Below are 19595 nucleotides of genomic sequence, written 5' to 3' on the forward strand. Positions count from 1 at the left end.
TTCCGTGCGCGAATGCTGCGTCGCGGCGAAGTTTGCCCCCACGGGCCCGCAGGCCGTAGTTAAGATTTGTTTAGGCTGGCACGGCGGGGCATGTCACGGAGAACACGGCGCCGCGCTCGTCACCGCCGACCGCGAGCGAATAGCCATGCAGCCTCACGATGGCGCTGACGATCGCCAGCCCCAGGCCGCACCCTGGCTTGGCGCGGGTTTCGTCGGCACGATAGAAGCGCCGGAATACCGCTTCGCGCTCACCCTCGGGAATGCCCGGGCCCGTGTCGGCGATGTCGATGCGCGCCTCGCCGGAGGCGTCCGTCAAGGCCACCATGCACACCGTACCGTGGTCCGGGGTGAACTTGATGGCGTTGCCGACGAGGTTGGCGAACGCCTCGAACATGAGCTGGGGATCGCCGCGTAGCGGCGGCAGCGCACCCACTTCCAGGCGGAAATCCTGGCCGCGGTCCTCCGCCAGCGGGGCGTAGAACTCGTGCACGTTGCGCAGCACGGCACCGATGTCGAGCGGCTCGAAGCACGCACTGCGCTGGCGATCCTCCAGCTCCGACACGCGCAGCAGTGCGCGGAAGCGCCCCAGCACGGTGTCGATGTCGGCCACGCACGCCTCCAGCGCGTCGCCTTCGGGCAACGCGGCAAACTGCTGTTGCAGCCGATAGAGCCGCGTGCGGACACGCGTGAGCGGTGTCCGCAGGTCGTGGGCGATGTTGTCGGTCACGCCCTTGACCTCGCCGAGCAGTCGTTCGATCTCGCCCAGGGCCGTGTTGACGGTGGCGGCCAGCAGGTCGACCTCGTCGCCGCCACGCGTCACCGGCAGGCGGACACTGAGGTCACCCTCGCGAATGGGCGCCATCGCCTGCTGGATGGCACGGATGCGCCGCGCGGGGCCACGCGCGATCAGCACGCCACCCAACACGCCGGGGATCAGCGTGAGCGACAGTCCCCACAGCAGGCCGCGGCGGATGATCGCGCCCAGGCCATCGATGGTCGTGCTGTCCTTGGCCACCACAAGGCGCTGGCCACCGGGCAACAGGCGGGTGACACCGCGGGCGCGCAGCGGTGAGCGGCGTGCGGAGGCGAGGACGTTGGCCTGCACCGAGGTCACCACGCCGTCTTCGGTCAGCTCGGCCGGCACGTGCGCGATATTGCCCGCGATACGCCGGCCGTCGGCCGCGAACAGCCCCACCCACATGAAGCCCTGCACGTCGACGGCGCTGGCCGCTTCCACGGTTTCCGGCAGGCGATGCGGATCGGTGGTTTCCAGGTAATGGATGCGCGCGGCCAGCATCTGGTCGACCACGCCGGTCAGGTAGCGCGAGGTTTCCCACTGCACCACGCCCAGCAACACCACGCACCAGATCGCGAAAAGCGCCCCGTAGATGAGGATCAGTCGCGAGGTGGCGGAACGCCAGGCGTCAGTCAGCGGGCGCAAGCAGGTATCCCGATCCGCGCACGGTGCGGATCAGCGGCGGCTGGCCGCTGCCGTCGATCTTGCGGCGAAGGCGTCCGATATGGACATCGATGACATTGGTACCCGGATCGAAATGGAACCCCCAGACATGCTCGAAGATCATCTGCCGCGTCACCACCTGCCCCGCATTCCGCATGAGGAATTCGAGCAGGCGGAACTCCGTGGGCAGCAGGGTGAGCGGCTGGCCGTTACGCAGGGCGTTGTGCTTGACCAGGTCGAGTTCCAGGTCGGCCACGTGCAGCCGGGTCTCGTTCGCGCTCGGCCGTCGTCGGCGCAACAGCACTTCGGCACGCGCGGCCAGTTCGTCCGGCGAGAACGGCTTGGTGAGGTAATCGTCGCCGCCGGCGCGTAGTCCACGGACACGCTCGTCCACGTCGGACAAGGCACTGATCATCAGCACGGGAGTATCGATGCGGCGCTGGCGCAACGCGGACACGATGTCGATGCCGTCCATGCCGGGCAGCATGCGATCGAGCGTGATGATGTCGTAGCCGTCGGCCAGCGCGCGGGCGAGGCCGTCGCGGCCATTGGCCACCCAGTCGGCGCTGAGGCCGTGCGCGGCCAGCTCCGCGACGATGTCGCGCGCGGTGACTTCATCGTCCTCGATGACCAGGGCCTTCGGCATCCGCAGCGACTCCGACAAAACGAAAAGGAACAACGGAAAACGGCCCCGAGGGGCCGTTCCGGATCTTACGCCCAACGCGGCACTCAGGCGGCGATGGCGACGCGCATCTTCTTCATCGCGTTCGCTTCGATCTGGCGGATACGCTCGGCGGAAACGCCGTACTCGTCCGCAAGATCCTGCAGCGTGGCCTTGTTGTCCTCGGCCAGCCAGCGACGCTGGATGATGTCGCGCGAGCGGGCATCCAGGTTGCCGAGCGCCGACGACAGCGCGCCCATTTGGTTGTTGCTCGCATCTTCCTCGGCGAGATTTTCGTACGGATCGGCACCTTCGTCGACGAGGAACGCGGCGGGAGCCGGCTTGTCGTCGTCATCGGCATCGGCCGGAGCCTCGAAGCCCACATCGCGGCCGGAAAGACGCGATTCCATCTCGCGCACCGTGGCCTCGGGAACACCCAGGTCGTGGGCGACCACGCGCACTTCTTCCGCGTTCATCCAGCCCAGGCGCTTCTTGCTCTTGCGCAGGTTGAAGAACAGCTTGCGCTGCGCCTTGGTGGTGGCCACCTTGACGATGCGCCAGTTGCGCAGAATGAACTCGTGCATCTCGGCGCGAATCCAGTGCACCGCGAAACTGACCAGGCGAACGCCCTGGTCCGGGTCAAAGCGCTTGACCGCCTTCATCAGGCCGATGTTGCCTTCCTGGATCAGGTCCGACAGCTGCAGGCCGTAGCCGTTGTAGCCGCGGGCCACGTGGACCACGAAGCGCAGGTGGGACATGACCAGCTGCTTGGCGGCGTCCAGATCGGCGTCGTCACGGAAGCGACGCGCCAGCGACTGCTCCTCGTCTAGGCTGAGCACCGGGATGCGATGGACTGCCGAGATGTAGGAATCCAGACTGCCGACGACGCTCGGGAGCCCGTAGTTACGGGTAACGAGAGCTTGGGACATGTGTGGAACCTCCAAAAAGTCTGTATGCAGATTAGCAGTCCCGCAGTGAGAGTGCTAAGTCAGCCCGAAGTTCATCGGTTAACTGTACGGAATGGTACAGAAATACCCCAAGCCTGTCCAGATGGACCCACCGGGGTATTCAGGAGGCAGACGGATACCCTGCCACCCGGCCAAGGCAGCACGGTGACACGGGAGACGTGACGCGCCCGTCGCACCCACCCTCATTGGGCCGCGAGGCGGGCTTTAAAGAGCCGCGGCCGGCGGAAGCGACCAGTCGATCGGCGCCTCGCCCCGGGACGCCAGGTACGCGTTTGTCTTGGCGAAGTGCCCGCACCCCATGAAACCCCGGTGCGCGGACAGCGGCGAGGGATGCACGCTGCGCAGGATCAGGTGGCGCTTGCCGTCGATCAGCTGGCCCTTCTTCTGGGCGTGGCTTCCCCACAGGAGAAACACCAGGCCTTCGCGCTCGCGATTCAGCGCGTCGATGGCGGCGTCCGTGAAGCCTTCCCAGCCCTTGCCCTGGTGCGATGCGGCCTGCCCCGCTTCCACCGTCAGCACCGCGTTGAGCAGCAGCACGCCCTGGTCGGCCCAGGGGGTGAGGCAGCCGTGGTCGGGCCGCGGAATGCCGAGGCTGCCTTCAATCTCCTTGAACATGTTCTGCAGCGACGGCGGCACCCGCACGCCGGGGCGCACCGAGAAGCTCAGCCCGTGCGCCTGACCGGGGCCGTGGTAGGGATCCTGGCCCAGGATGACCACGCGGACGCGGTCGAACGGCGTGTGCGCGAAGGCGTTGAAGATCTCCGGGCCCGGCGGGAAGATCGCCTTGCCTGCCGCCTTCTCTTCCCGAAGGAAGTGCGACAGGGCCAGCATGTCCGGCCGGTCGAGGTAAGGGCCGATCCGTTCCTTCCAGGACGGCTCCAGCTTGATGCGGTCGTTCAATCCCGTGTCCTTTCGCGCAGGTGAAGCGCCACTCGCAGCTGGAACAGCAGCTTGGTGATGAGCAGTTTTTCCTCGACGGGCTTCTCGACCAGGTCGTTGGCCCCCGCGCGGAGCAGCGCGGCCTGGTTGGCGGGGTTTTCGTCACCGGTCATGATGAGCGTCGGCAACCGACCCTTGCCGTAACCAAACTCGTTGCGGATGCGCTCGACCAGGTCGCCGCCCGTGAGCTCGCCTTTCAGGCTGACATCGGTCAGCACGATGTCAGCCCCCATCCGCCCCTGGGATTTCGCCTCATGCAGGTGGACCAGGGCGTCTTCCGCGCTGATCACGTGATGCACGGTCAGGCCGTATTTTTCCATCATGCGCCGCGTGGCCAGCGCGACCACCCGGCTGTCCTCGACATAGAGCACCTCGCCTTCGGCGCCCCCTTCCGGTCGGACATAGCCGCGGATGAATTCGGCCAGGGCCTCGAAGCCCAGCGACTTGTCGAAATAGTCGGTGACGAACTCGCCCAGTTCACGCCGATGGAGGCGTTCCTCGACGTCGCCCGAAACGACCACGATGGGCATGTAGATCTGCGGCGCGGATTCGCGCACGAAGCGGGCCACGTCCAGGCCATCCATATCGGGCAGGCGCAACGCCACGGTGACGAAATCGAACACGCCGCGCTGCAGCTCGACCTGGGCCTCCGCGCCGGTGGACACGCCCACGATCTCCACGCCAGGCACTTCCGCGGTGACGACCCGGGAAATGAGCTGGCGAACGACCCGGGAGCCGTCGACCAGGAGCATCCGCGGGGCCGTGCCGGCCACGCCCGAACCGATGTGAGTCGCCACCCGGGTGCCCTCCTGTCAGACCGCCGCGGCGCGGCGGATCTGCCGCGCGCTGACCAGCCGCGCACCCAGCCAGCCGAGCAGGGCCGCGGCGAACGGGACCGAAAGCAGCAACCACGCCGGCAGGCCACCGAAACTGACGCTGCCATCGTACGCCGCGGCGAGCCGCCCGACTGGCCCGGCCATGGCCAGCTCCAGCGTCACGGCCAGCACCACCGCCAGCACGCCGGCGAGGAAGCCGAGCCAGAGGCCCGCGTAAAGATAGGGCCGACGCACGAAGGGCCGGCTGGCGCCCACCAGCAGCAGCACACCGATCTCCGCGCTCCGGCTCTGGATATCGACCCGGATGGTGTTGCCCACGACCAGCAGCGCGGCAATGCCGAGCAGCGTGGCGAGCAGGCTCACGGCGCGCGTACCGACGCCGAGCAGGGCGTCCAGTCGCTGTCGCCACGCACCGGTGTCCTGCACCATGTCGACCCCGGGGGTGGCCTTCATCGCCTCGACCAGGCGTCCGGCATCCTCGGCGGACAGCCCGCTGCGCGGCTGCACCGAAAGCACGTAGGGCAACGGGTTCACGTCCAGCGACTGCAGCGACCCGGAAAAGCCCTGGACCTCGGCCAGCTCGTCCAGGCCGTCCTTGGGCGTGCGCACGACCACGTCGGCCACTTCGGGACGCCCACGCAACGCGGAGGCCGCGGTCTCGGCCATGGCGCCGTTCTGGCCCGGCTTCATGAAGGCGCTGATGGACTGGTTGCGGCCGAGGGCGTCACCCATGCGCTCGACATTGCCCAGCAGCAGGTAGAACGCCAGCGGCAACGCCAGCGCCACGCCCATGACCGCCACCGTGAGCAGCGTGCTCAGCGGACGCGCGGCCAGGCGCCGCAGGCTGATCGAGAGGCTCCACGCGTGGTGTTCGCGCCAGGCCCCCATCCGGCGCGCTTCGCTGCGCTGGGTCTTGGCGGGTTCGGCAGGGCGGCGGGTGTCGCGAGCGGCGTTCATACCACCTCCGTGGCAGGCACATCGGCCACCAGCTTGCCGTGGTCCAGCACGACCACGCGCTTCTTCATGCGCTTGATGAGCATGAGATCGTGGCTGGCGACGAGCACGGCCGTGCCCACCTGCTGGAATTCGGCGAACAGGGTCATGATTTCCATCGCCAGCTGGGGGTCGAGGTTACCGGTGGGCTCGTCGGCGATCAGCACGGCCGGTTTGGCGACGATGGCGCGCGCGATGCCCACCCGCTGCTGTTCGCCCGTGGAGAGGGCATCGGGCAACTGCTTCTCGTAGCTGAGCAGGCCGACCTTCTCGAGCGCCGCGCGCACCCGGCGCGAACGATCCGCGGGCGCGATGCCGGCGATGACCAGCGGCAGTTCGACATTGGCGAACACGCTGCGATCCATCAGTAGCCGGTGGTCCTGGAAAACCATGCCCAGCTTGCGGCGGATGCGGGGAATGTCCGCCGAGCGGACGGTGTTGAGCTTCTGGCCGTCGAGGGTGACGACGCCGTTGGTCGGGCGCTCGATCATGGCCAGCAGCTTGAGCAGCGTGCTCTTGCCCGCGCCGGAATGGCCGGTCACGAAGGCCATCTCGCCCGCCGCGACCTGGAACGAGACGTCGGTAAGGGCCTGGTGATCGCCCTCGTATCGTTTGCTCACCAGATCGAAACCGATCACCGCGTCACCCGTTGGCTGTTCAGCCTCAGAGGATAAGGGATGTCGTGACGGTTTTGCGGGCCGCCTGCATGCAGGCGGCCCGCAGGCACCTCAGCGGCTGCCGAAGAGGCGACCGATGCGGCGGAAGAAGCCGACTTTTTTCTCGTGCGTCTTTTCCGCGGGAGCCGGCGTGCCGGCGGGACGGTTCGCCGCCACCTGGCGTGACGGACGACGCCCCGGGTTCGACTCGGCCGGACCCTCGTCCTTATGGCGCGCGCCCGGCGGCGACGCCGGGCGATCGGCCGTGGCCGCCGCCTCGACCACCTGCTGGCCGTCGGTCGCCACGTCGAGGCCCTCCCGTGCGCCACGACCGCGACCACCGCGACGGCGGCGACGCTTCTTCACCGCGCCGTCGGCGGCCATGGCCTCGGCGGCAGCCGGCAGTTGCTCGACCGACTCCGCGACCACGACCGTCGTCATCGGTATTTCGGTGGATGCCGCGGTGAAACCGCCCACGGGCTGGTCCTCGCGCGGCGGACGCGGGCGGCGCTCACGGCTGGCCGGACGCTCGCCGGAACGGGACGGCCCGCCACGACCGTCGCGGCCGGCACGGCCACCCTTCTCCGGCGGCGCGCCGCGGGTCGGGATGTGGCCGCCGGTGTCGTTCGGATCGTCCACTTCGTCCTGCACGCCGTCGGCGCGCGGACGCGGTGCCGGCATCACCAGCATCTTCGCCTCGATGGAGGCGGTGGGGATCTTCTGGTTGATGTAGGTCTCGATGTCCGGCAGGCCCATCGCATACAGGTCGCAGGCGAAGCTGACCGCGTCGCCCTCCGCACCCAGGCGGGCGGTACGGCCGATGCGATGCACGTAGTCTTCGGCGTCCTGCGGAAGGTCGTAGTTGAAGACGTGGCTGACCGCCGGGATGTGCAGGCCGCGCGCGGCAACGTCGGTGGCCACGAGCAGGTCGATCTGGCCATCCTGGAAGCGCTGGAGCAGCTTCTGGCGCTTGACCTGCGGCACGTCGCCGGAGATGGCGCCGACGCGGAAGTTGTGCCGCTTCAAGCGATCGGTGATGCGTTCGGCGGCGGCCTTGGTGTTGACGAAGATGATGCTGCGCTCGGTCTTGCTCTCTTCGAGCAGGTTGAGCAGAAGGGGCATCTTCTCTTCCTTGGAGGGGAAGTAGACGACCTGGCGGACCCGGTCGGCGGTGACGTTCTCCGTCTCCACCACCAGTTTCTCGGCCTCGTGCATGTGTTCGTAGGCCAGCTCCAGCACGCGGTGGCTGAGCGTGGCGGAGAACAGCAGCACCTGGCGCTTCTCGCGGGCCGGCAGGCGGCGGAAGATGAAGCGCACGTCCTTGATGAAGCCGAGGTCGAACATGCGGTCGGCTTCGTCGATGACCATGACCTCGACCGCGCCGAAACCGAACACATCCTGCTTGTAGTAGTCGAGCAGGCGGCCGGGCGTGGCGATGATGATGTCGCAGCCGTCGCGCAGCTGCTGGCGCTGCTTGTCGTAGTCCACCCCGCCGTAGATCAGCGCACTGCGCAGGCCGGTGGCCTTGCCGATCGTCTGGAAATCCTTCTCGATCTGGATGGCCAGCTCGCGGGTGGGCGCGATGATCAGGGCACGCGGATCGGCATCCTTGCGGTCCGCCGCGGCCGGGTGCTTGAGCAGGCGGTCCATCAGGGCGACCAGGAAGGCGAAGGTCTTGCCCGTGCCCGTCTGCGCCTGGCCGGCGACGTCGCGTCCCAGCAGGGCGACCGGCAGGGTCAGTGCCTGGATGGGCGTGCAGCGGGTGATGCCCGCGGTGGCCAGACCTTGGTGGAGCAACGGATGGAGGTCGAGGTTTTCGTAGAAGACGTCGGTGAGAACGGTTTCGGACATAGGTAGGAATGGCCTGCGTCGCGCCACGCACATGCGCGGCGGCATCCCCGGCGACCGTAGGGTCGGGGGACGGTGGGTGATCCGACCGGCGTCACGGGAGAGTCGGGGGCGGCCGGTTACCACCGGCGGCCTTACGACGCGCCCGGCGCACGATGGCCGGAGGCGGCGGCGCGCGACCCGACGGCTTCCGCTGGCATAGGTGAAAAGGCTGGAAAACGGGTAACCTTCTCACCTATGTCAACGGAAACCATCCCGTCGGCGCCCTTGAAACGCTTGAAGCGCGCCCCTAGTTGCGTTGGAAGGAGGGCTCGAGGCTGCAATGGCCAGGACCTTCGCTTCCGGTGCGACCCGCGACATGAGGCGCCTTAGTGTAGCCGATGTGAGCGTTACGGTCGTCAAGCCCCCCAGTCACCCCTTTTTGGAGATAACGGTGAGCGACAAGATCACCCATACGAGCGACGCTGCGTTCCAGCAGGAAGTCCTCGATTCCGACACCCCCGTCCTGCTCGACTTCTGGGCGGAATGGTGCGGCCCCTGCAAGTCCATCGCGCCGTTGCTCGACGAACTGGCCGGCGAATACGAGGGCAAGCTGAAGATCGTCAAGATCAACATCGACGAGAACCAGCAGACGCCGCGTCAGTTCGGCGTGCGCGGCATTCCCACCCTCATGCTGTTCAAGGACGGCAAGGTGGCAGGCACCCAGATCGGTGCCGTGGGCAAGGGCCAGCTGGCCAAGTTCATCGACGGCGCCCTCTGATCCGGTTCATCGCATGACCCGAGCCACCGCGTGAGGCGCTTTACGTCGCGCCTCACGCGATGCTAGGCTCTAGGGGTTCGCCGGGACACCGCTTGTCCCCCCAGTCGCGAACCCTCTCCCTTCTTCTTTTAACGGCGCCCCGTGAGGTTTGCCCGTGTCCGATATCGAAACCAAAGACTCCAACGACGCCAAGGGCGCCGGCGACACGCCTGCGACCGAACCGCGTCCCCGTACGCGCCGCAAGGCGCCGCCTGCCGAAACGCAGGCGGTAGAGACGAGTGCTCCCGCACCGGCTCCGGTCAAGGCCCCGCCGCCGTTGCCACCCGTGCCCGCACCGATGCCCGCGCCCGCCCCCCAGGCGGAACTGCAGTTGGGTAACACCTCGGCGCCGCCCGCGGATGCCCGACCGGCTTCGCCGCAAGGCGAGTCCCGCGACGGTGGCCAGGCCAACCCGCCCCAGGGCGGCGGCCAGGGCGGTCAGAACGGCCAGCCGCAGGGCCGGGGCGACAACCCCAACCCGCAGCAGAACCGTAACGACCGCAATCCCAACGGTGGCGCCAACCCCAACGGTGGCCCCAACAACGCCAACAATGCCGAGCGCGAAGGCCGCGGCCGTCGTCGCCGCAACGAGCGCAACCCGCCCCGTCCGGGCGGCGGTGGCGGTGGTGGTGGCGGCAATCCGGGCAACGGCAATGGCGGCGGTGGCAATTATCAGCATCCGCGCAACAACAATAACAACGGCTACCCCGTCGACGACGACGAGAACGCCGATGCCGGCAGCAACGATCGCCTGATCAACCTGACCGAGCTCAAGCGCAAGAACGCCATCCAGTTGCTCGAGTTCGCCGAGTCGCTCGGCGTGCGCGAAGGCGTGGCCCGCCAGCGCAAGCAGGATGTGGTGTTCAACATCCTGAAGGCCCACGCCCGGTCGGGCGGCGGCATCTGGGCGGAAGGCGTGCTGGAAATCCTGCAGGACGGCTTCGGCTTCCTGCGCTCGGCCGACGAGTCGTACCTGGCCGGCCCGGACGACATCTACGTCTCGCCCAGCCAGATCCGTCGCTTCAACCTGCGCACCGGCGACTACATCACCGGACGCGTCCGCCATCCCAAGGAAGGCGAGCGCTACTTCGCGATGCTCAAGGTGGACGACATCAACGGCGATCCGCCGGAGGCGTCGAAGAACAAGCTGTTGTTCGAAAACCTCACGCCGCTGTTCCCGCGCAAGTCGTTCAAGCTCGAGCGCGGCAACGGCTCCACCGAGGACATCACCGGCCGCATCCTCGACCTGGTGGCGCCCATCGGTCGGGGCCAGCGTGGCCTCATCGTCTCCCAGCCCAAATCCGGCAAGACGATGATGCTGCAGAACGTCGCGCAGGCCATCCAGTACAACCACCCGGACGTCCATCTGATCATGCTGTTGATCGATGAGCGCCCCGAGGAAGTCACGGAAATCGCCCGCACGGTTCGCGCCGAAGTGATCAGCTCCACCTTCGACGAACCCGCGGTGCGCCACGTGCAGGTGGCCGAGATGGTGATCGAGCGGGCCAAGCGCCTGGTCGAGCACAAGAAGGACGTGGTGATCCTGCTCGACTCGATCACCCGCCTCGCCCGCGCCTACAACACGGTGGTGCCGAGCTCCGGCAAGGTGCTCACCGGCGGTGTCGACGCCAACGCCCTGCAGCGTCCGAAGCGGTTCTTCGGCGCGGCACGCAACGTCGAGGAAGGCGGCAGCCTGACGATCATCGCCACGGCGCTGACCGATACGGGCTCGAAGATGGACGAGGTGATCTACGAGGAGTTCAAGGGTACCGGCAACATGGAAGTGCACCTGTCCCGGCGCATCTCCGAGAAGCGCGTCTATCCCGCCATCGATATCAACCGCTCCGGCACGCGCCGCGAAGACCTGCTGATCGATCCGGACCTGCTCGCCAAGATCTGGATCCTGCGCAAGCTCCTCCACCCGATGGACGAGCTGGCGGCGATGGAGTTCATGCTCGACAAGATGAAGAACACGAAGTCAAACGACGAGTTCTTCAATTCGATGAAGCGCTGACCGCGATCCATCGCACAGGAAAAAAGGCCGCCCGTGGGCGGCCTTTTTTGTGGACGCTACCGCGAACCCAGGCAGGGGACGGCCTGGTCACCCTGGGCGCTCACGAAACGTCGATGAAGCGCTGATCGCGATACCTCGCTCGGCGCTTACCCGTAAGCGAATTGGGCAACGTAAAATGCAAGGCACTCCAGCCTCTCTTTGTCGGCCGCCGTGACGCGACGCCACGGCGCTGGTGCGTCGCGTGATCGTGATGGACTATCTAGCCAAACCCATGGAGAACACGGCATGAAGCATTTAAAGGTCACGATCGTCAATGACGAACCAGGCGATACCGGTCCGATCATGGTTCGGGTGATGGATGCGAAAGGCAAGGCGCTTTCCGAAGACAGGCTCGAGGAGGGGAGTGAAGAAGAAGTTCGGTTCACCGACGGGGAAAGCATCGTCATCTCCGCCGCATGATCGATCGATGCCCCCGCGAGGCGGGGGCGTCCCGCGACTCACGGCGACGCCTCATGGCGGTCCCTAAGCCCTGGCGCAAGCGCCGGGGCTTTTCTTTGGCCGTTCGGCGGTCATGAACGACCGACCGGCGCCGCTTTCGTGGCGGCAGGACGCCCTGCCTTTTGTTACCCTGCGCGGCCGCATGGCACCTTTTTCCGTCGGGCGCGCGCCCCCATGTGGGCTGCATCCGGCCTAAAGCCCCCCTCTTCAAGGAAAGCCCCTGTGTCCATCCCCAGCGCCGCCAAGAGCACGCCCATCGGCGACCGTAACGACCTGGTGGCGTACCTCGCCAAGGGCGAGAAGCCGCGCGAGGCCTGGCGGATCGGCACGGAGCACGAGAAGTTCGGCTTCTACAGCGACGACCTGACCCCGCCCCCGTTCGACGGCGACCGCCCCGGCATTCGTCAGCTGATGGAAACGCTGGCCACGCGCTTCGGCTGGGACGTCGCCCGTGAAGGCGACATTCCCGTGGCGCTGACCAAGGGCATGGCCAACATCACGCTCGAGCCCGCCGGGCAGCTGGAGCTTTCCGGTGCGCCCCTGGAAACGATCCACGACACCTGCGACGAAGTGACCGACCACCTGCGCGAGGTGCGCTCGGTGGCGGAAGAACTCGGCATCGGCTTCCTCGGCATGGGCTTCCAGCCGAAATGGCGCCGCGACCAGATGCCCTGGATGCCCAAGGGGCGTTACAAGATCATGCGCGAGTACATGCCCAAGGTGGGCTCGCTCGGCCTGGACATGATGACCCGCACCTGCACCGTCCAGGTCAACCTCGACTTCTCCAGCGAGGCGGACATGGTGAAGAAGTTCCGCGTCGCGCTCGCGCTGCAACCCATCGCCACCGCGCTGTTCGCCAACTCGCCCTTCACCGAGGGCAAGCCCAACGGCTACAAGTCGTTCCGCTCGCATGTATGGACGGACACCGATGCCGACCGTACCGGCATGCTCGACTTCGTGTTCGAGGACGGCTTCGGCTACGAGCGCTATGTCGATTACATCCTCGATGTACCGATGTACTTCAGCTACCGCGACGGCAAGTATGTCGACCTGGCCGGACAGGACTTCAAAAAGTTCATGCGCGGCGAGTTGCCGGCGTTGCCTGGTGTACGGGCCGACATGAAGGACTGGGCCGATCACCTGACCACCGCCTTCCCCGAAGTACGCCTCAAGCAATACCTGGAGATGCGCGGCGCCGACACCAGCACGTGGAATTCGCTGTGTGCCCTGCCGGCCTTCTGGGTGGGTCTGCTGTACGACGACACTGCACTGGATGCCGCATGGGATCTCGTGAAGGACTTCACGAAGGCCGAGCGTCATGCCTTGCGCGACGGCGTGCCGAAAGAGGCGCTTGCCCTGCGTTTCCGCGATCACAGCGTGCGCGAACTCTCGCTGGAAGCGGTGAAGATCGCCCGTGAGGGCCTGAAGCGGCGAAACCGCCTGGGCCACCGCGGCGTGGACGAGTCGGTGTACCTCGAGCCGCTGGAGGAGATCGCCCTGTCCGGCAAGACCCAGGCCGATACCAAGCTCGAGCTATTCCACGGCCCATGGAACGGCAGCGTCGATCCCGTCTTCCGCGACTACGCTTACTGAGCAACCACCATGCAGATGAATGAAACGCGGCTAGGCCGACTCGACGACCTCCTGATCTCGACCAACCGCTATTCGCTGGAAACGCTGGACGGTCTGTTTTCCGCAGCCATCGTCGGGCCGGCCGAGGTCGACATCGACGACTGCATGGCCATCTTCGACGCGGGCGAGGCGATACCGTGGGAATCCGAGGCGGTGCATGCCGAGGTTGCCGAACTGCTCAAGGAGTTCTGGGCGGTGATCGAGGCGCGTGTCTCGGGCGATCCGAAGATCATGGCGGACGAGTCGCTGCCCTTCGTCGACTCTCCCGAGGCATTCGACGAACTCGAGGACGTCAGCACGTACGACGGTGACTTCCCGCTCGCCAGCGACTGGGCGCTCGGCTTCCGCTTCGCCATCAACGCGTGGGAAGAGGAATGGTCCGAGTGGCTCGACGAGTCCACCTATCCCCTCGTCGGCATGTTGCTCACGCTCACCGCCGACCAGGTCGATCCGGAGCCCGGTACCCCGGAGGTGCCGCTACCCACCTTCGAGGAGCGGATGACACTGCTCAACGAGATTCCGTTCCAGCTGGCGGCGCTGTATCGCCGGCGTCACCCGGAACACGGGCGCCCGTCGCGTCGCGAGGACGCCAAGGTCGGACGCAACGACAGCTGCACGTGCGGCAGCGGGAAGAAATACAAGAAGTGCTGCGGCGCGGGCGGTTGATCCGCCCATAAAAAAACCTCCCCGTTGCCGGGGAGGTTTTTTTGTATCAGGCCTCAGCCGATCGACGAAGCGATCAGAACTGGTACTTGGCCGACACGCTGAGCAGGTTGCCCTTGTCGTCGTTCTGGCCGACCAGGCGGTCGCCCGTCGCATCGGTGACGCCCGCGATGTGCGCCTTGTTGACGAAGATGTGCGCATAGCCCGCGTTGAGCTCGAAGTTCTCCGTGGCCTTGTAGCCGACGCCGAACGCGAGCCACTTGCGGGTGGAGTCGGGCACGCGCGGCGAACGGGTGTCGTCGTAGGTCGGGGTGCTGTCCACGGCGATACCGGCACGCAGCGTCAGCTTGTCGGTCGGGTAGTACTCACCACCAGCCGAGAGGAAGTAGCTGTTGCGCCAGCTGTAGTTCTCGCTGGTGGACGGCTGGTTCGGGTTCGAGTAGTCGACCGTCAGGTCCTTGAACTCGTCCCACTTGGTCCACGACAGGTCGAAGCCCAGGCCGAACTTGACGTCCTGGTGCCAGAAGCTGGCGGTGGCCACGACCGGCGTGGTGAAGCCCGCGGTGCCGTTGGTGTGGGTGAAGGGCGGCTGGCCGCTGCCGAGCAGGGCACCGACGGTCGGGTTGGACAGCACGGCCGAGACGTTGCTCGGCATCGTGAAGTTACCCGTGCCTTCCAGCGTGTGCTTGATCTTGCTGCGGTAGTTCAGCGCGATGCGGTCGTTCGGGGTGAGCTTCCACAGACCACCGACCTGCCAGCCGTAGGCCCAGTCGTCGCCCTTGATCTTGGCCACGCCATCGCTGCCCGGCGGCACCACGGCCGCGTACTGGGCGGCCAGGGCACGGGCCACGGCGGGTGAGAGCTGGCCGGCCGCGGCGGCGCGCTGGATCAGGCCCAGGCCCACGGTGTTGTAGTTGATGCCGCTGGTCAGTTCGGCCGTGGTCTTCTGCGCGATGGCGCTGACGCCCAGGGCGAAGTTGTCGGTGACGTCGAACGAGGCCGACAGGGTGGCGTCATACGACTTGAAGTCGGACTTGATAGCGTTGTAACGACCCTTCCAGTCGCCGTCGTATTCGGTCTTGAAGCCGAACGGCGCGGTCAGGCCGAAGCCGACGTGCCAGCGGTCGCTGACCTGGGTGGCCACGTAGAAGGCCGGCACCGGGATGGTGGTGCCCGCGTCGCCGCCGTTGCCGCCGGAGATGGGACGACCCTGCGCGTCGGTGGCGGTGCCGTGGAACTTGGTGCTGAAGTTGATGCCGGTGACGTCGGCCTGGAACGTGGTGCCCTTGAGCATGCTCATGGCGGCCGGGTTGTTCACGATGACGGACGCATCGTCACCTGCCGCGGTGGAGCCGGCGAAAGCGCGGCCGAGCGCGGCGGCACTGTTTTCCTTCAGCTGGAAGGCACTGGCGTGGGCGGCCTGCGGAGCCACGAGCGCGCCGGCGATGGCCAGCGAAAGGGCGGCGACGGCCAACGGGCGGGTACGGATCAACGTCTGCATGGTGGGGCTCCTGCTTGTTCTGTCTGGGTCGATGTCACAGTCGCGCAACGGAAACGTTCTTGTTTTCATACGCGCGTTTAACAATCTGCGGGGGAACTCTGGACGACTTGACGAATAATTTGCAAGTGCCGGTGCAACAAATCTGCAGGAATGTGGTCCGCACGCGCCCGCGGGCGCCGGCCTTTTGCTACCTTAGGTACTCGAACCGCCAGCGAGACCGCCGTCATGCACTGCTATGTCTACGCAAGCCTTCGCAAGCCCGATACCTACGTCTGGATGACCCGCCGGGATGGCCTCGACATGCTTCCCGAACCGCTGGTGCTCCTGCTGGGCGAACTGCGCTTCGTGCTCGAGGTGGAACTGACGCCCCAGCGCAAGCTGCCGCATAACGACACTGAGCAAGTGCTCATCAACCTCGCCGGATGCGGCTGGCACCTGCAGACGCCTCCGGGCGAAACGCTCACCGTGTGCAACCAGCCGAACCACAATCGCGAGATCGACCCCGACCAGATGCTCGTCAGGGCCTGAGCAGGCGAAACCGCGCCGGGCGCGCGGTGCGTTACCAGGGTTAACGCCGCGTTACCGCGTACGGCCATGCGCGTCCGTATACTCCCGCGCATGGCCAATCCCAAACGTCGTCGACCGTCGCTGCTCAAAGCGCTGCCCTGGTTCATTCCCGTCCTTGCTGCGGTCGCCTGCGCCGGCCTCACGGCGTCACCGCTGGCGCTGATTCCGCTGCTGCTGGCGAATGCGCTGGTCATGGGCGCGGTGTGCCATGCCATCGGCTTCGACCCCGAAACCAGCTACCTGCGCACGGCCTTGCGCCGGGGCTCGGCCTACGTGGTGATTTTCACGGCGTATACGTTCGTGGTCTTCGTGCTGGTGGCCTGGCCCCTGCTCAAGCTGACCCAGGCCCCCAGCCTGGGCGCGGCGCTCCTGCTGGCTGCCACCCTGGTCGTGGCGCTTGCCGCGCTATGGCGGACCTGGCCCGCCTTCGGCCTGATCTTCCTCTGGGACGACGCGTACCCCGAAGACAGCGGAACGGCCTCGTGGATTTTCACGGCGCTGGCGCGCTCGGTGAGTTTCGGCCGCCACCTGTCCGCCGAGGAGCGCTTCTTCTCCCATTTCCTCCCGGCGGCGCTCAGCCTGTTGGTGCTGGCGTTCTGCGCCGTGGCGTTGTCCGGCCTGTACGGCGTGCTGCCTGCGGAAATGCGCCTCGCGTCGCTGGCGCTCTACGGCGTGGTCCTGTTGCCAGTGGCAGGCATGGTGATCGCCAATCGCACCTTGCGCGCGCTGCTCCCGGATCGCCGCGTACGCCTCGGTGCGAAACGGGGCGGCATCCCGTCGCGTGAAGACGTCGGGCAGGACGCGGAGCGCCCGGCAGACATCCCGCCGGCACCCATTCCCGTGCTCAGCACGGAAGAAAGCCAGCCTGGCGTCCGCGAGCGTGCCCTGCTGCTCGCCACCCGCGAGGGTGATATCGCGCGCGCCGTTGCGCTGGTCGAGGCCGGTGCCGAACCGGACACCGGCGCCGAGCCCGGCGACCGCGACCAGCGGCCGGTGCTGACACTGGCGGCACTGTCACCCGATTCACGCCTGCTGCGTGCGCTGATCGCGCGGGGCGCGAAGGTCGATCGCGCCCACCAGGGCGTCACCGCATTGCACGCCGCCACGCGCGACAGCTGGCACGGCCGGCCGGACGCCGTACTTACCCTGCTCACCAATGGCGCGAATGCGGCCGCCGTCGACAACGAGGGCAACACGCCACTGCATGGCGCGGTACTGAGTGCCGAACCGACCGTGGCGGCCATGCTGCTGGACGCCGGCGCACCGGTGGATGCGGTGAACGCGGCAGGTGACACGCCCCTGGCGATCGCCTGCCGCGCAGCCAACTGGGCGCTGGTGAGGTTTCTCCTGGAACACGGCGCCAAGGCCTCGCCCGTGGGCGGCGAACCCGCACTGGTCGCGGCAGCCGGCATTGCCGACGACGACGCAGAGGGCGTGAAGGTACTGCTGCGTTACAAGGCGGCGGTGAACGCCACCGACGCCCACGGCCGCTCAGCGCTCATGGCCGCGGCCGCCGAAGGGCACGAACAGATCGCCCGCGCGCTGTTGCAGGCGCACGCGCAACCCAACCTCGCCGATCGCCACGGCACGACGGCGTTGATGGAAGCCGCGCGCGCCGGCGCGCAGGGCATCGTCCAGCTGCTGGCCGACGCCCACGCGGACGCCTCGCCGCGCGACGGCCACGGCCGCGACGCACTGACCCTCGCCTGCCAGTCGCCCCGGGCCCAGGCCGCCACGGTGCGGGCGCTGCTGGCGCTCGGCGCCCAGCCGAAAGAGCCCGGCGCGGACGGCCGGAGCGCGCTCGACCACGCGGCCGGGGCCGGACGCTGGGATTTCGTGGCGCTGCTCGATCCGGAAACACCGCTGCCGACATCGCTCAGCGAGTCGGTCGTGCCGGAGGCTGGCGCCGATTCGCCCCTGCACCTCTACGATGCCCTGCGCTTCGGCCACTGGGCCGTGGCTTCCACGTTCACCACCAAGGTGCGCGCCTGGCCCGTGGAGGAACTGTCGGCCCTCTACGTCGACCTTGCGGGTCCCGGTTTCGAGGCAGCACGCGCATGGCTGCTCGACCACGGCCTGCATGCCGAGGCACGGCTGGGTGCACCCGGCGACGCGCCCCAGGCCGGACGCCGCCTGTTCGATGCACTGCTACCCCAGCTGCCGCAGTCGGCCGACGCCCTGCTGCAACTGATGCGGGCCGGCGCCAGCCCGGCCGGCGCGGGTCTGCTCGGCCAGGCGATCTGCCGCCTCGACGGCGCCGACGAACGCCTGACCCTGGCGATGCTCGAGGCCGGCGCCGATCCGTTCGGTGCCGACGCCCGCGGACGCACGCCCCTGCACATGGCCGCCTCCACGGGCCGTACCGCGCTGCTGGGTGCCCTGCTCGCCCGCGGCATGAACCCGAACGTTCGCGACGCAGGCGGACGCACGCCGCTGCACGCGGCGCTCGAGCAAGGTGGCGAAAGCCTGCCGCTGGTACGCCTGCTGGTCGCCCACGGCGCGGATCCCGAGGCGGCCGACGTCAATGGCGAGACACCCTACGGACTGGGCATCGGACACGGCGATGTGGAGCGCTGGCTCAGCTGGACAGCGTGGCCTCTGCCGCGTCGCCCCCTGCGTGCCGACGATCTTCCCGCCGCCGCCGCCGCGGGCGATGTGCAAGCCGTGGACCGGCTGATCGAACTGGGCTTCCCCGTCGACACACGCGACCACCAGGGCGCGACCGGCCTGCTTCGCGCGTCCGGCGCCGGACAGCGTCACGTCGTCGACCACCTGCTCCAGGCCGGCGCCGATCCGACCCTCGCCGCCGCCTCCGGCATCACGCCGCTGGCGGCAGCCGTCAACGCGCGACGCGACACGATTGTCGAGGCCCTGCTCGCGCATGGCGTGTCGGCCGACCAGCGGTTGCCGGGCGAGACCACGGCGCTGATGATCGCCGCCGCGCTGGGCTATCCGGAGATCGCCGACATGCTGCTGCGTGCCGGTGCCGATGCGAAAGCCGAGGACGCCCACGGCCACACCGCCCTGCACGCCGCCGCGCAGTACTGCTTCGGCAGTAGCGACAGCCTGCGTGCGCGGCGCCTGCTAGACACCGTGATCGGCAAGGGCGCCGATGCGAACAAGGCCGACAAGGACGGCGTGACCCCGCTACTGATGTTGCTGGGTGCGAACCTGCGCCCGGGCGCCCCTGCCGATGCCACTCACCTCGGCGCCCTGGTACCGGTGCTGCTGGATGCCGGCGCCCGGATCGAGCATGCCGACCACCGCGGCGTCAGCGCGCTGCACGCCAGCGCGATGCATGCCCTGCTCGGGCCGGCGCGCGTGCTGCTGCAGCGCGGCGCCAACCGCAACGCCGCCGATGGCTTCGGCCGGACCGCCGGCGATGTCGCACGACACCTGGGCTATGTGGACATCGCGCATGAACTGGGCAGCCGGGTCGGCACCGTACCCAGCGTACGCCAGACACTCCGGCAGCCCGCCCAGCCCGATTGACCCCTTTGCTGCGCCGCCGACTTTGCTTCGCCGCCGACATGTCGGCACGGTGACACCGCTTGCCGGCGC

16 protein-coding genes are annotated in these 19595 nt (G+C 67.6%); 7 read left to right on the top strand and 9 right to left on the bottom strand.

Going from position 1 to position 19595, the window contains the following annotated elements; all coding sequences use genetic code 11:
* Positions 1–70 precede the first annotated feature (70 nt).
* The 8 genes from ACVKN3_RS05345 to ACVKN3_RS05380 form a co-directional block, all read right to left on the bottom strand.
* Positions 71–1441, bottom strand: coding sequence for a sensor histidine kinase (locus ACVKN3_RS05345; protein ID WP_285404168.1), 1371 nt, complete (start codon positions 1439–1441; stop codon positions 71–73).
* Positions 1425–2105 (bottom strand): response regulator transcription factor, encoded by a 681-nt coding sequence (locus ACVKN3_RS05350; RefSeq protein ID WP_285404170.1) that lies wholly within the window; start codon positions 2103–2105, stop codon positions 1425–1427. Before ACVKN3_RS05350 ends, ACVKN3_RS05345 begins: the two co-directional genes overlap by 17 nt.
* A gap of 83 nt (positions 2106–2188) precedes the next feature.
* Positions 2189–3049 carry an RNA polymerase sigma factor RpoH gene (gene rpoH / locus ACVKN3_RS05355; protein ID WP_285404172.1) on the bottom strand — a complete coding sequence of 287 codons (861 nt, stop codon included), beginning with the start codon at positions 3047–3049 and terminating at the stop codon, positions 2189–2191.
* 243 nt (positions 3050–3292) lie between these two features.
* Positions 3293–3988: a uracil-DNA glycosylase gene (gene ung / locus ACVKN3_RS05360; protein ID WP_354513698.1), complete on the bottom strand. Its 696-nt coding sequence runs from the start codon at positions 3986–3988 to the stop codon at positions 3293–3295.
* Positions 3985–4779, bottom strand: coding sequence for a response regulator (locus ACVKN3_RS05365; protein ID WP_354514012.1), 795 nt, complete (start codon positions 4777–4779; stop codon positions 3985–3987). The genes ung and ACVKN3_RS05365 overlap by 4 nt, the downstream gene beginning before the upstream one ends.
* Positions 4780–4839: 60 nt before the next feature.
* Positions 4840–5820 (bottom strand): permease-like cell division protein FtsX, encoded by a 981-nt coding sequence (gene ftsX / locus ACVKN3_RS05370; RefSeq protein ID WP_354513696.1) that lies wholly within the window; start codon positions 5818–5820, stop codon positions 4840–4842.
* Positions 5817–6494, bottom strand: coding sequence for a cell division ATP-binding protein FtsE (gene ftsE, locus ACVKN3_RS05375; RefSeq protein ID WP_285404178.1), 678 nt, complete (start codon positions 6492–6494; stop codon positions 5817–5819). Before ftsE ends, ftsX begins: the two co-directional genes overlap by 4 nt.
* A gap of 90 nt (positions 6495–6584) precedes the next feature.
* Complete coding sequence (locus ACVKN3_RS05380; RefSeq protein WP_285404180.1) at positions 6585–8363, bottom strand: DEAD/DEAH box helicase; 1779 nt, start codon at positions 8361–8363, stop codon at positions 6585–6587.
* Between the two features lie 430 nt (positions 8364–8793).
* Here ACVKN3_RS05380 and trxA point away from each other — a divergent pair, with 430 nt between their 5' ends.
* The 5 genes from trxA to ACVKN3_RS05405 all read left to right on the top strand — a co-directional run bounded on the left by trxA (position 8794) and on the right by ACVKN3_RS05405 (position 13969).
* Entirely contained in the window at positions 8794–9120 is a 327-nt protein-coding gene (gene trxA, locus ACVKN3_RS05385; protein WP_036143580.1) for a thioredoxin TrxA, read from the top strand.
* Between the two features lie 154 nt (positions 9121–9274).
* The gene (gene rho / locus ACVKN3_RS05390; RefSeq protein ID WP_285404182.1) at positions 9275–11173 is read left to right on the top strand and encodes a transcription termination factor Rho; all 1899 of its coding nucleotides are present in this window, start codon (positions 9275–9277) and stop codon (positions 11171–11173) included.
* A gap of 285 nt (positions 11174–11458) precedes the next feature.
* A complete protein-coding gene (locus tag ACVKN3_RS05395) occupies positions 11459–11632 on the top strand; it encodes a hypothetical protein (RefSeq protein ID WP_354513693.1) in 174 nt (57 codons plus the stop codon).
* 261 nt (positions 11633–11893) lie between these two features.
* Positions 11894–13264 (top strand): glutamate--cysteine ligase, encoded by a 1371-nt coding sequence (locus tag ACVKN3_RS05400; RefSeq protein WP_285404186.1) that lies wholly within the window; start codon positions 11894–11896, stop codon positions 13262–13264.
* A 9-nt stretch (positions 13265–13273) separates the two neighbouring features.
* The gene (locus ACVKN3_RS05405) at positions 13274–13969 is read left to right on the top strand and encodes a UPF0149 family protein (RefSeq protein ID WP_285404188.1); all 696 of its coding nucleotides are present in this window, start codon (positions 13274–13276) and stop codon (positions 13967–13969) included.
* Between the two features lie 73 nt (positions 13970–14042).
* Here the strand turns inward: ACVKN3_RS05405 and ACVKN3_RS05410 are convergent, their stop codons facing one another.
* Positions 14043–15467 (bottom strand): OmpP1/FadL family transporter, encoded by a 1425-nt coding sequence (locus ACVKN3_RS05410; RefSeq protein ID WP_285404190.1) that lies wholly within the window; start codon positions 15465–15467, stop codon positions 14043–14045.
* A 225-nt stretch (positions 15468–15692) separates the two neighbouring features.
* Here ACVKN3_RS05410 and ACVKN3_RS05415 point away from each other — a divergent pair, with 225 nt between their 5' ends.
* Entirely contained in the window at positions 15693–15995 is a 303-nt protein-coding gene (locus ACVKN3_RS05415) for a YcgL domain-containing protein (protein ID WP_036138187.1), read from the top strand.
* Between the two features lie 90 nt (positions 15996–16085).
* Positions 16086–19526 (top strand): ankyrin repeat domain-containing protein, encoded by a 3441-nt coding sequence (locus ACVKN3_RS05420; protein WP_354513690.1) that lies wholly within the window; start codon positions 16086–16088, stop codon positions 19524–19526.
* The last annotated feature ends 69 nt before the right edge of the window (positions 19527–19595 follow it).

Source organism: Luteibacter sp. PvP120, assembly GCF_054055715.1.

Bases quoted from the DNA above. Each gene is read 5' to 3' on its own strand.
- ACVKN3_RS05350 (WP_285404170.1), bottom strand. From the start codon at position 2,105: ATGCCGAAGGCCCTGGTCATCGAGGACGATGAAGTCACCGCGCGCGAC.
- rpoH (WP_285404172.1), bottom strand. From the start codon at position 3,049: ATGTCCCAAGCTCTCGTTACCCGTAACTACGGGCTCCCGAGCGTCGTC.
- ACVKN3_RS05365 (WP_354514012.1), bottom strand. From the start codon at position 4,779: ATGCTCCTGGTCGACGGCTCCCGGGTCGTTCGCCAGCTCATTTCCCGG.
- ftsX (WP_354513696.1), bottom strand. From the start codon at position 5,820: ATGAACGCCGCTCGCGACACCCGCCGCCCTGCCGAACCCGCCAAGACC.
- ACVKN3_RS05380 (WP_285404180.1), bottom strand. From the start codon at position 8,363: ATGTCCGAAACCGTTCTCACCGACGTCTTCTACGAAAACCTCGACCTC.
- ACVKN3_RS05395 (WP_354513693.1), top strand. From the start codon at position 11,459: ATGAAGCATTTAAAGGTCACGATCGTCAATGACGAACCAGGCGATACC.
- ACVKN3_RS05405 (WP_285404188.1), top strand. From the start codon at position 13,274: ATGCAGATGAATGAAACGCGGCTAGGCCGACTCGACGACCTCCTGATC.
- ACVKN3_RS05410 (WP_285404190.1), bottom strand. From the start codon at position 15,467: ATGCAGACGTTGATCCGTACCCGCCCGTTGGCCGTCGCCGCCCTTTCG.
- ACVKN3_RS05415 (WP_036138187.1), top strand. From the start codon at position 15,693: ATGCACTGCTATGTCTACGCAAGCCTTCGCAAGCCCGATACCTACGTC.
- ACVKN3_RS05420 (WP_354513690.1), top strand. From the start codon at position 16,086: ATGGCCAATCCCAAACGTCGTCGACCGTCGCTGCTCAAAGCGCTGCCC.